This is a genomic window from Microlunatus sp. M237 (genome assembly GCF_056896895.1).
In genome coordinates this window covers 80,193-92,186 of the sequence record NZ_JBXHBL010000003.1, presented here as the reverse complement: position 1 = coordinate 92,186, position 11,994 = coordinate 80,193, and the positions used below count along the sequence as shown (strand labels likewise).

Sequence of the window (11,994 nt, the reverse complement as noted above, 5' to 3'; positions counted from 1 at the left end):
CAGAGCAACGCCCGTCTGCGCAATGCGCCACGTGATGGCGAGCGCTGCACGCGTCGCCCCGAGCCGCGGTATGGATCCCGGCGCCACTGACGACGAAGGACGCGGTGGGGATCGAGAACGCGACGCTATCCAACCCGGCTTCGTGCACCCCGCTCGCGTGCGCGCGGTGCAGAATGTGGCTGTGCCGCTACTGACGGAACCGCTGATCCCCGTTGGACGGCTGGCAGATTCGAGCCAGCCGTCAATCGTTGTCGATGATGAGCTGACGCTCCGCCCATGGAGCGATCATGATGCCGCGGCAGTTGCCGCCGTCTATCAAGACCGCGAAACGCAGCGATGGCACGCCCGCACGCTCACTGGGGAGCAGGAAGCCCTGAACCTGATCGCCGGATGGCGGTCTGGTTGGTCTGAAGAGACATGTGCCAGCTGGGCGGTAGTCGCCAGCGACGACGTCATGATCGGTCGAGTCGCCCTGGGATCGATCGACCTGCACGAGGGCGTTGCAGGCGTTGCATACTGGACGGCGCCGCGGGCACGGGGTCGAGGAGTTGCTCCTCGGGCGGTGCAAGCGGCCGCCCTCTGGGCGATCGAGGTGGTGGGGCTTCACCGGCTTCAACTCGAGCATTCGACGCAGAACCAGGCCTCCTGTCGTGTTGCTCTCAAGGCTGGATTCCGGTCAGAAGGGACCCGAATCTCGGCCGCGCTACATGAAGACGGCTGGCACGACATGCATGTACACGCGCTCATCGCGAATAGCAGTTCAACTCTCGCACCGAGCCCGAACGGTCCCCCAAATCGCCGAGCAATTCGCCCGCAGTGACTCACCTTGGCGCCACCGTTGCCAGACCCCGGCCTGATCCTCGGCGTCGAGCCCGAACGTCCTCATCGTCAACACCCCCATCGATCTACCGTGTCGTGGTCAACGACCAAGGTGTTGCAACGACCGCCGCAGTGGTGGCACGACGTCTATCACGGTGACCATGGCCAGGCCCACGATGGCCGGGACCGCCAACGGCGCCACCGACGAGTGGGAAGACTCCACCAACGGCTGCCGGACGCGGGCTTCGACGCGCCCGAGCCAGCTATGTCTCCTCAGATTCTTCGCTGTCCGATGTCGAGAAAACGGGTTCCCGTTCGAGAAGGTGATGACGGCACTCATCGGAGGGCCGCAGAACGAGGGAGATTTCATGTCCACTCTCGCCGGCCCGACTGGCGACACGCGAACGGCAGACGAGGATGTGCAGCAGGGCAGTTCGTTGCTGCTAGCTGCCGGCGTCGCCGCCGGTCCGGTCTATGTCATCGCTTCGCTTGCCCAGGCGTTCGTCCGTCCCGGCTTCGATTTGTCCCGGCATCCTTGGAGTGTTCTGGCCAACGGTGAGTGGGGTTGGATTCAGGTGATCAACCTGATCCTGACTGGTGTCTTGGTGACGGCCTTTGCCTTCGGCCTACGCCGGGTTCTGAGCGGTGGGCCAGGCAGTCGTGGGGTTCCTCGGCTGATCGGGATCTATGGCCTCAGTTTGATCGGTGCCGGGCTCCTCCGCGCCGATCCCGTCCCAGGCTTCCCGCCCGGAACGCCGGCCACCCCGACGCTCAGTTGGCACGGGATGGCTCATCTGATGGTCGGAGCACTGGGGTTTCTCTGCCTCACCGCCGCCTGTCTGCTGCTCGCTCGCCGGTTCGGCAAGGCCAGTCCGGTATGGGCGACGACGACCGCCGCTTCCGGAGTCGCCTTGTTGGGCGCCTTCGTGGGCATCGCCTCGGGGGGAGGCAGTCCAACCACGATCGTGATCTTCGTGGCCGCCGTGTTGATCATCTGGACCTGGTTCACCCTCTTCGCGTTACACCTGCGCCGCAGGACCCGAGACCACTCACGCCACTGACCGACGACGACGACTTTCCGTACACTCAAAACAACTCAGCCAGGAGACGCTCATGCGCTACCTCGTCCTGCTCGACACAATCACCCAACCGTCGACCCCTCCCCCACCCGACCTGTTCGGCGCCATCATGCAGCTGGGGGCGGAGGCGACAGCCGCCGGCGTGCTCCTCGACCAGTCCGGCCTGATGCCGTCCGGCGAAGCGGCTCTGGTCGCTCTTCGACAGGGTGACATTCGCGTAGTCGACGGTCCCTTCACCGAGGCGAAGGAGGTGGTGAGCTACGCCATCTATGAGACCCGCAATCGAGAGGAGACTGTGGAGTGGACCGAACGGTTCCTGCGGCTGCACCGAGATCTATGGCCCGGCTACGACGCTGAGGCCAGGGTGCTGCCGTTGTACGCGCCGCCGGGAGCGGACCCAGCCTGAGATGAGCCCGGCAGCCGAGGGTGCTGACTCGATCCGCCGCACAGTGGAGACGGTGTGGCGGATGGAGTTTCCGGCGCTGGTGGCCATGGCGACCCGCCTGGTCGGCGACGTCGGCACCGCGGAGGACGTCGTCCAAGACGTCTCGGTCATCGCCCTCGAGCAGTGGAGGAGAGACGGCGTGCCCCGGGATCCGGCTCCGTGGCTGCGGGCTACGGCGAAGCATCGAGCGATCGATGTCGTCCGACGCCGGGGGCGTGCCGCAGCAGCTGCCGAGCGGGCCGGACGCGAGCAGGAACGGATGCCGCGTCCAGACATCGCCAACGAGCGGCTGAGCCATCCAGTGTCTGACGACCTGCTACAGCTGATCCTGTTGACCTGCCATCCGGCGTTGACCCGCGAGTCGCAAGTTGCCCTGACCCTGCGCCTGTTCGGGGGCCTGTCGACCGCGGAGATCGCGAGGGCCTTCCTCTCCTCCGAGGCGACGGTCGCGCAACGGATCTCGCGCGCCAAACGCACCTTACGGAACGTGGCGGCGCAACTGGAACTGCCGCCAGCCGAGGAGTGGCCCGCCCGGGTGTCCGCCGTCGGTGAAGTTCTCTACCTGATCTTCAACGAAGGCTACGCCGCAACCGCCGGCAGCGACTGGGTCCGGCCCGACCTGTGCGCCGAAGCTGTCCGGCTGGCTAGGGTCCTCTGCTCATTGCTGCCCGGGGAGTCCGAGGTCCATGCCCTGTCCGCCCTGATGCAGCTCCAGGCGTCACGTCTACCGGCTCGGATGGACTCGGCCGGCCGACCGGTGCTACTGGCTGACCAGGATCGTCGACGCTGGGATCGGGTGCTCATCCGGCAAGGGCTCACCGCCCTGGACCAGGCCGTTGCCCTCGGTGGCGGGCTCCGCCCGTACGCCCTGCAAGCGTCCGTCGCCGCCTGCCACGCGCGAGCGGGTCACGACGAGGAGACCGACTGGGGCCGGATCACGGCGCTCTACACGGTGCTGGCCCACATCACCCCGTCTCCGGTGATCGAGCTCAACCGCGCGGTGGCGGTGGGCCGGGCGTACGACCCACAGGATGGGTTGACCATCGTCGACGGACTTCTGAAACGGGGCGAGCTGGCGGGGTATCCGCAGCTGGCCGCCGTCCGGGGTGATCTTCTGGAGCGAAGCGGACGCCCGCTCGAGGCGGCCGCGGACTACCGGCGAGCGGCTGAGCTCACCAGGAACGCCGGTGAGCGTTCGCTCTTCCTCGATCGGGCTTCCCGGCTCGGCGCGACTTGATCCACCTGAAGGATTTGCTGCCCGTTCCCGCGGCGCCGCGTTCAACCACCCTTTCGTGGCGAGGGACAGGTCGACAGCTGAGGCCGCACGGGACGCCGACTGTCGACTCACGACCACGGCGCATCAGTACGAGCTCTCTTCCGAGAACATGCCGGGGTGAGATCTTGGCGAAGATCGGTTCGCTTCTCGTCGCCAGGCACTTCCAGGTGCCTTCCAATGGCGACCCGCGGCAGAGGTGACACGGGAGCGGGACGAGCGACCTCGAAATCGCCGATGACGATGCCTGCAGACGACCGCGCTCGATCGTGATCTCAGACTCCTCAGCTGCTCTCGTCCGCCCGGACCTCCGGCACTTCGGCGACCTTGGCAGCGGCGATGGCGGCGGGCAGAGCCGAGCGTACGCCCCACTCGAACAGCACCAGCGCGAACGCGGCGACCAACGCTATGTCGAACCCGAAGGGCAGCACGTCAAGCCCACCACCGAACCCGCCGAGGAAGGTCAGCACCAGCACGCCCACGTAGTAAGGCCCCAGCCAGGTGAGCGATCGCAGCGCGAGCTGACCGCGCAGCTCCGGGTTGCGGACGACGCGCCACGCGAGCACCACGACGCCGGCCGCGATCGGGATGGTCAGCTTGCTCATCGTCTCCCATCCGGTCCAGTAGATGATCAGGGTGATCACCACGAAGGCGACCCGGGCCTGCAGCGATACAGCGTGGAGGCGGAATGGCCGCGCCCGGTCGGGGACCTGGCGACGCAGCGCGAGGACGGTGACCGGCCCGAGACACATCGAGAGCACGATGGCGCCGGAGTTGAAGGAGAGCAGCTCTGACCAGCCGTCCCGGAACGCGAGCAGCAGTACGAATCCCACCACGACGTTCAGCGCAATTGCGCGCATCGGGACGCCGTTCCGATTGAGGAGCGTGAAGGCGCGCGGGAAGAGACCGTTCTGCGCGACCGCCACCGCCAGCCGACCGGTCGACGCCGTGGAGACGAGCCCGGCGCCGAACGGCCCCAGCACAGCGTCGGCCACCACCAGCTTCGCCAGCGCCGCCATGCCCAGCCCAGCGAGCACTGCTGCGAGCGGCCCGTTCACCCCGCCGTTGTCGAGACCGGCCCAGCCGTCGATCAGGTCGTCAGGGCTGACAGCGCCGACGAAGCCGAGCTGGAGCAGGGTGAACAGCACGGTGCAGATGAGGATGCTCCCGACCAGAGCCACCGGGATGGTCACCTGCGGCCGACGAGCCTCACCGGCAAGATCCAGCGCGTGCCGGAACCCCAGGAACGCGAAGACCACACCCCCGGTCGTGATGGCACTCAGCACCCCGGCGAACCCCTCTGGGGCAAATCCCGTCACTCGAATCGGCGCGGAGGAGAAGTTGATGAGCAGCGCCACCGCGATGACCACCGGAATCAGCACCTTCACCCAGGTGAGCGCACTGTTCACCCGCGTGAACAGCGCTACCCCGAACGCGTTGAGCACAGTGAACGCGACCAGCACGACGGCGGCCACCACGACCCCCGGCAGGCTCAGGGCACTCTCCCCGTCCGACGAACTCGCAGCAACGAAGAGCCAGTCGAAGGCCTGATCGTTGCTGACGTACTCGAGCATGGCCTGCGTCTCGATCGGCGCGGCCGTCACATAGCCGACCCAGGCCACCCAGCCGATCGCGATACCGACCCCCTGCCCGTGACTGAAGGTGGGCAGCAACCCGAGTCCCCCGACCACCGGAAGCATCGCGGAGATCTCGGCATACACCAGCGCGACCGTGATCAACATCAGACCGGCGATCGGCCACGCGATGATGGCAGCGGGTCCGGCCTGCTGCGCCGCGAACAGCGGAGCGAACAGCACCCCCGACCCGACCACGCCGCCGACAGCGACGAAGGTCAACCCGACAGTGCCGATCGAACGCTTGAGAGTTCGCGGCTCGTCCACCCTTGAAACGATACGGGCCTTTGCACCAATGCGGGGACTTATCCGCTCTCCAAGTTTCTAGACGGTCGAGGTTGATCCAGCAGTCAACGACGCTGACCACACGACCTGAGAACCACGTCAGTGCGATAGGTGCTTCCCTAAGGCGCTCGAAGCCGTCTCCGGCATCGCCCCAGGCACACGTGCTGGGGACAAGAAACCCGAAAGGGGCCACACACTGTCCTTTCGGAACAGCGCACGACCCTTTCGGGGCCATGCAGGGGTGGGGTGATCGTAGAATTCCGAAAGCGCAGGTCAGCGGTTCGAATCTGCTAACACGATGGGGCAGTTGCACCCGTAGCCGCCGCAATCAGCACCCATCCATCTCGGACGTGCTCTGCGAGCCGCTGGCCCGGGTGCTTCTCACGCTTATCTGACTGACGGTGGGCGCCGCCCGGGGAGCGCCAAACCTCTGCCCGGTTCCTGGGCGGGGGCTCAGGAGCTTCTCTCGTTCGCGACGCCGTAGGGGATGTGAACGCCAACGACATCTTCAAGCGCCCCGGTGAGATGCAGGTCCTGGTCGTCGAAGAAGATGTGTGGCTGCATGACCCGCAGCACACGCGCCTTCTCGATACCGCCGAGGAAGAACGCGTCGTTGACCCGCACACCCCACTCCCGGAGGGAGTGCACCGCACGCTCGTGGGCTGGGGCGTTCCGCGCGGTGACCAGTGCGATACGAAGGCGTGGTGTGTAGTCGGGTTCACTCGCCCGACGGTTCTCCTCAATCTGTTGGATGCGGTTGAGGTCGGCGAGGAGCGGCTTGAGCAGACCAGGTTTGAGAGGACGGTCGCGGTTAGCGTCCTCGTGAACCATGTAGTCGTCGAGCCCTGCCGACTTGTACTTGCGCTCCGAGGAGTCGTCGGCGAGCACACCGTCGAAGTCAAAGGCGACGCGGAGAGTTGGATCTGCTTCGTCGTACTCAGCTGTCGAGGGCATGACGTGGCCGGCGGGGAAGCCGGCCTGAATCGCGGCATCGACGTCGGCCCGGTTGGCGGACAGGAACAGGGACATGTCGAGCGCGCCGATGTACTCATACGGCGCCTTACCTTGAGTAAAAATGGCCCGGGTCACGTCGAGCCCGTAGTGCTTCACGGACCGCATCACGCGTAGCCCGGTGTCGGGGTCGTTCCGCGACAGGACGATCACTTCTACGAGTGGGTCATCGGCGCGAAGGTCGTTGAGCCGAACTAGGCGTTGGGTGAACGGGAACGCGACGCCCTTGGCGAGTGGCACTTCGAGGTTGGCGTCTTGGTACTCCCGGTACGCCATCTCGCCGTGCTCGCGGAAGTAGGCGTCCGACTCGGTGAGGTCGAAGAGCGCACTGGACGCCACGCCGACTACCAGCCGGTCGTCTAGTTCGTATGCCACAGGTCCTTCCTTCGTTCCCAGGTCAGGCGACGTCCGCCTGTGCCCAGCCAACCGGGCAGAGGAGCTAGCCCTGGAACCAGAGGGTAGTGGAGGCCGGCCCTGGCTTCCGGGACGTCCGTCGACACACCTACCCATGAACGGCCGAACGACAACTAGAAACTTGCCACCGACAAACGAAAAGTGGGGATCTCAGGGCATCGAGAGGGCTTGGGTCCTGATCAGGATGTCGGCGGCCGCGTCTCCGCCGTCCGCTCCGTGGACAACCGGACAGGCTTCGCCCTTGACAATGTCGCGCGACTCCTTCCCGGTACGGTGGCGGCATGCCGCCTCAAGCCGACGAGCCCGCGGCTCCCCGATTGAAGTATCTGAACATCGATGTTCCCTCGGATGGATGCGCGAGACTCGGGTCATGGGGGCCATGCAACAGACCAGCGTCCGCGTCCCGCCAGAAGCCGTCGACGCTCTAGCTGCTCACGCGGCTTCTCTCGGCGTATCGCGCGACGCCGCTCTTCGCTCTGCGGTGGAGACGTTCGTCGACCACCAGCAACAGCTCGAGCCCGAGGACCGCCTAACTCACCTGACCACCGTGCTCAGGCACCCGCCGATGCCACTGGGTCGAGGCACCCCGGACCCGCGAGCACACCTCCGGTTCAGGATCGACCCCGAGCTGAAGGCGGACGCGGACGCCTTGGGGTTCCGGCTGCCGGGCCAGTCCCGTCGCCACGGCCACCACGACTACGCAGCGCGACCCCTGACCGACACCGTCATGGCCGCCATCTACAACGCAGAACCGTTCGTGGTGGCCGGCCTCGAGGGCCTGCCCCAGACCCTGACTTGTCGGGTAGCACTGGCACTGTGGCGGCTCGCAGTCGCGGCGACCCTGACCGCCGCCGAAACCCAAGCGTTGTGGAGTTCCGAGAACCCCGACCTCGCCGTGGTCCTGAACGAGGAGGAGATCGCCTGGCACCACCCGTGGCGTTTCGAGGTCGCGCATCACTTCCTCACCACCTTGACGGCGGAGGACGACGCCGAGGAGTGGATGGGCATGCTCGAGGCGCAGACCGACCAGTTCCGCACGCTTGTCGAGCGCCTCCAACGGAGGCATCCCGACGCGGCGTGGCTCCAAGACGGCATCTTCAGCCTCACCTCTCGCCGGAGCAGTGTCGAAGGACGGGGAGGCACCGCGGTGTGGCGCGCCAAACGCGCGCTCGAGATGACCAGGATCGAGAGCTGGCTCACCAACAGTGCCGCACCACCACAGCTTGAGCTCGCAACCCCCAAGTGGACCCTCCGCTGGCCGGAAGAGTGGAGCAAGGTCTGCCTCGCCCATAACGAGCCCGTTCCCGCCCCTCTCGCGGCGCACGCAGAGACTGGAAAGGTCTGCATCACTGTTTCCGGCTCGCGCCGCGTCTACTGGCCACTGACCGCGGGGGGTAAGCCCGTCGAGGAGTTCAGTGCCTGCCTCGAAGCAGGCCGCGAAGTACCTCCTGCACGACTCGCCGAGGTAGTACTCCTCGACCACGAGGAACTAATGACCCCGGGCCTGCCGGCAACCCAGGCCCACCTGCTCGGCTTCATCACCAAGACCCAGCGCGACGACCTCATCGCCAAAGCGACGGCGAGCAACTCCTCGATGATCGCCACAACCCTCAAGCGCGCGGCCACGCGGCTCGACGCTGACGAGCTTGCCGAACTGCACGCTGCCACCGCCAACCCCCGCCAGTTCGTCCGGCTTGCCAACCGGCACCGCCTCGCCTGCTGGTTCACGAACGACTGGTGGCGCTGGCACATCGACTCCGTCGTCGAAGGGATCCGCCAAGGGCACTCCACGGCGCGGATCGGTGCACTCACGGGCGCGTTCATCGACATCACATCCCACCACCTCGAGATGTCGATGGACCAGGCTTGGCGCCGCGCCTTCTGGCTCGGGCGGGCCGATCCCGACGAGGTGTGACATTGACCTTAGCGCGGTCCCTGCTTTGGCCCCTGACCCTGGTGTCCCGACCACAAGAGAAAGGAGAACAGCAGATGGACACCGGAACAAACACCCACCCCGGCGAACCCGGCACGCCGCGGACGCAGCGCTACGCAGACGCGAAGAGGGCCGCCGGCTGGCTGGCACACGCCATCGTCGCCCAGGTCATCGCGTACTTCGTGCGCCACTGGCTGCCGTGATCGACCAGCCCACGGCCGCCGACCAGACCTGCACCCGCAGGACTGCGACGCGGCCGCGCGGCGGTCGTCAACTCCGAGACGTAGACCGGCACCTCCGAGAAACCTCAACGGCGCCCGGCGTCTCCAGGCTCGAGGTGTCGAACACGACATAGGTCATCCTCGGCTTCTTCGGAAGCATTCTTGTGTGCGCGACTGGCGTAGGTGGTGACCCTCCGGATGGTCAGGGAGGAAGTCGCCCCAGAGTGGGGTGCCCAACCGGATGGACAGACCATGAATTCGACCCCTTGCCCGCACGGCCGCCAGCAGGTCGTTACCCTCTCCGCCATGAACCTGCGCGCGGTCGTCGGCCCGCACGAGGTGACGTACGTCTCGCGCCCCGGGACGAGGGTCAAGCCAGTGCGCGCTTCGGTGAGCGCCCGCTTCCAGCCCCGCGACCAGTTCGGCCAGTTCGTCTTGTACGCGGGACTCTTCGAGGCCCGCCTGCGCGTGGAGAAGGACATCCTGGTCTTGACACTTCCGTGCAGGTCGGTATCGAAGCCAAGCAGGCCGCCCACCGCGGACGCCCCTGGCGGGCCGATCGGCGCCCCGACGGCGACCGCGTCGCAGAGCTGACCCCGCACACCACCCTGGCGTCCCTGCACCGCGGCGGCCGCAGGGGCACAGGGGCGAGTCCTCATCGGTTGAGCGACCACAGTCGGGGTCGCGATGAGCTCGACAGTCAGGGGCGCCAGCGTTGGTTGGCCGATCTGATGACCGACCCGATCCCCCTGGCGGTGATCCTCCAGGCGGCCGGCTTGAGGTCGGCGCGCACGCTTTCCGAGCTGCAGCCCCACCTAGGCCCCTGGCTCGCCCACAAGGGTCTTGCAGTGACCGAGGCGACCGCCCTGCCCGGTGCGACGCGATGAGCGCGAAGCGCGTGACACGTCCGATGCTGGAGCGGACGCTCTACATCGTCGACCAGAGCGGAGTGCTCGACATCCTCGCCCCGCCACCTCAACCAGGCCGGTCCGGCCGCCGCGGACGCATCCGCGAGAACATCCGACTTTGGGCCATCGGCACCGTCTTGTGCACCCGCCTCGGCCACGAGACCACCCTGCACGGGGTGCACACAGTACTCACCCAAGCCTTGCCCCGGGAGATGCAGTGGGAACTCGGAGTGCTCCGGTCCCTTACCACCATGGGCGTCGACGGCAGACGCTCCTTCGACCCGAGAAGCCGCGGCTTACCAGGAACGGCAAGCCGCACAAGGAGATTTGGATCAAGGAGGGGATCGAGCGGCTCGGCTACGACGACCTCGTCAATGCCGTCGCGAAGATCCGCAGCGAGCTCGATTACGGCACCGGTTCCGCGCCCACCCTTGACGACGAGGACCGGATGCGTCGCACGCACCTGGTCGAGGAAGCCGTGGACCGCCTCATCACCATCTCGGTCATCCCGCGCACGGCGAGCACCTGCGCCATTGACGGCACGGGACAGTGGTCGTGGACCCTCGGCCCCCGCAAGGAGCGCGGCCTAGCGCAGAAGAAGCTCGACAACGGCACCAACCACGACGCCAGCGAAGACGTCGAGTCCACCCTGGCGGTCACCGACATCCTCGTTGGCGAAGAGGACGAGGACCACGCGCCGCAGCCCGAGGGAACCGTTACCCCGATGCTGCGCCGGTGCCTCGACGCGGCCTGGGGCTACAAGACGGGCAAGGCCGGCAAGAAGGAGGTCGGCTACGGGTTCCACCAGCACACCATCGTCCGGACGCCCGACCCGAACGCCGCAGACAGGACCGAACCCCTGCTCGTCGAGGGACTCGTCGTCGTCCCGGCCAACACCGACGTGGTCGACATCTCCCTGAGGCTCATCGACCGAGTTGCGAAGCGGTCCAAGATCACCAGGCTCGCCGGCGACCTGCTCTACACCAACCTCAAGGCCGACCGGTGGGCCGTCCCGCTGGCCCAGCGCGGCATCGAGCAGATCCTCGCCATGCGCGAGGACTCCGAGGGTCTAGTGGACATCAACGGGGCGGTCATGCAGTTCGGCTGGATGCACTGCCCCGCCGCCCCCATGGACCAGCGGCCGATGCCCGGGAAGTTCGCCCGGGAAGAGACCAACGAGCACTACGACGCGGTGGAGGAGTTCCGGGCCAACCGGGCGTTCGACCGCAAGGAGTCCGGTCTGGCGACGAACCCTTCTTCCAAGTGGATCTGCCTCGCCGTCGCCGGCCGTACCGGCTGCTGGGCCCGCGGTGAGGACAACGTCACCACCGCACGCGAGTCAGGTCTGCCCATCGTCACGCCACCGGAGGACTGGAAAACCCGGGGCTGCTGCGTGAACAAGACGATGGACTTCACCCCCGACCCGACCAACCCGCACCACCAGCGCAAGCTGATGCAGCGCGAGCACGTTGGCACCCGCCGGTGGCGCAAGGCCATGAACGTGCGCACTCTGGTCGAAGGCGCGTTCGGGATCTTGAAGAACCCGAGCAGGCAGCGGATGCGCCGCGGTCAGAACCGGCTCCCCGGCCTCGCCATCGCCAACCTCATCAACGGCCTCAAAGCGTCGGTGTTCAACGAGGAGCAGCTCCGCAGCTGGCACGAGGAAACCGTCCGCGGCCCTGCGGACCACCCGCTGCTCCAGCCCGACCCGCACGACTGGGGCTTCACCGACCTCACGAGGCAGCAAGCCAAAGCGATCGACGAGAAGTACCTGCGGATCGCTCGGGGCGAAGGCGTCGACCCCGGGAACCAGGAGCTGGACGCAGCCTGACCGTCGATTGGACACTGCCCTCCCACCGGAGGCGCACCGGCACCATGACAACTCAACAGCGAAGCACTGACTGAATCGCCCTGGGTTGGTTGGAGGCTCGGGCTATTGGATTCCGACAGGGTTTGGTCAGCCCCCCGGTCC

The 11,994-nt window shown here is 66.8% G+C and carries 10 protein-coding genes; 8 read left to right on the top strand and 2 right to left on the bottom strand.

Features of this window, described 5'->3' with window-relative positions:
* The first annotated feature begins 34 nt into the window (after window positions 1–34).
* The 4 genes from AC1XX3_RS11520 to AC1XX3_RS11505 all read left to right on the top strand — a co-directional run bounded on the left by AC1XX3_RS11520 (window position 35) and on the right by AC1XX3_RS11505 (window position 3,580).
* Window positions 35–820: a GNAT family N-acetyltransferase gene (locus AC1XX3_RS11520; RefSeq protein WP_483321267.1), complete on the top strand. Its 786-nt coding sequence runs from the start codon at window positions 35–37 to the stop codon at window positions 818–820.
* 325 nt (window positions 821–1,145) lie between these two features.
* Entirely contained in the window at window positions 1,146–1,880 is a 735-nt protein-coding gene (locus AC1XX3_RS11515) for a DUF998 domain-containing protein (protein ID WP_483321266.1), read from the top strand.
* Between the two features lie 52 nt (window positions 1,881–1,932).
* Window positions 1,933–2,304, top strand: coding sequence for a YciI family protein (locus AC1XX3_RS11510; RefSeq protein ID WP_483321265.1), 372 nt, complete (start codon window positions 1,933–1,935; stop codon window positions 2,302–2,304).
* A gap of 1 nt (window position 2,305) precedes the next feature.
* On the top strand, window positions 2,306–3,580 hold the full coding sequence (locus AC1XX3_RS11505) for an RNA polymerase sigma factor (RefSeq protein ID WP_483321264.1): 1,275 nt from the start codon (window positions 2,306–2,308) through the stop codon (window positions 3,578–3,580).
* 320 nt (window positions 3,581–3,900) lie between these two features.
* On the opposite strand, the gene AC1XX3_RS11500 is transcribed toward AC1XX3_RS11505, so the two are convergent.
* On the bottom strand, window positions 3,901–5,517 hold the full coding sequence (locus AC1XX3_RS11500; RefSeq protein ID WP_483321263.1) for an APC family permease: 1,617 nt from the start codon (window positions 5,515–5,517) through the stop codon (window positions 3,901–3,903).
* Window positions 5,518–5,988: 471 nt separating this feature from the next.
* Complete coding sequence (locus AC1XX3_RS11495) at window positions 5,989–6,885, bottom strand: 5'-nucleotidase (RefSeq protein ID WP_483321262.1); 897 nt, start codon at window positions 6,883–6,885, stop codon at window positions 5,989–5,991.
* Window positions 6,886–7,441: 556 nt separating this feature from the next.
* Here AC1XX3_RS11495 and AC1XX3_RS11490 point away from each other — a divergent pair.
* The 4 genes from AC1XX3_RS11490 (at window position 7,442) to AC1XX3_RS11475 (ending at window position 11,853) form a co-directional block, all read left to right on the top strand.
* Complete coding sequence (locus AC1XX3_RS11490; RefSeq protein WP_483321261.1) at window positions 7,442–8,875, top strand: hypothetical protein; 1,434 nt, start codon at window positions 7,442–7,444, stop codon at window positions 8,873–8,875.
* A 74-nt stretch (window positions 8,876–8,949) separates the two neighbouring features.
* Window positions 8,950–9,096, top strand: a complete 147-nt coding sequence (locus AC1XX3_RS11485) for a hypothetical protein (RefSeq protein ID WP_483321260.1) — start codon at window positions 8,950–8,952, stop codon at window positions 9,094–9,096.
* Window positions 9,097–9,420: 324 nt separating this feature from the next.
* Window positions 9,421–9,708 (top strand): hypothetical protein, encoded by a 288-nt coding sequence (locus tag AC1XX3_RS11480; protein ID WP_483321258.1) that lies wholly within the window; start codon window positions 9,421–9,423, stop codon window positions 9,706–9,708.
* Between the two features lie 531 nt (window positions 9,709–10,239).
* On the top strand, window positions 10,240–11,853 hold the full coding sequence (locus AC1XX3_RS11475) for a hypothetical protein (protein ID WP_483321257.1): 1,614 nt from the start codon (window positions 10,240–10,242) through the stop codon (window positions 11,851–11,853).
* The last annotated feature ends 141 nt before the right edge of the window (window positions 11,854–11,994 follow it).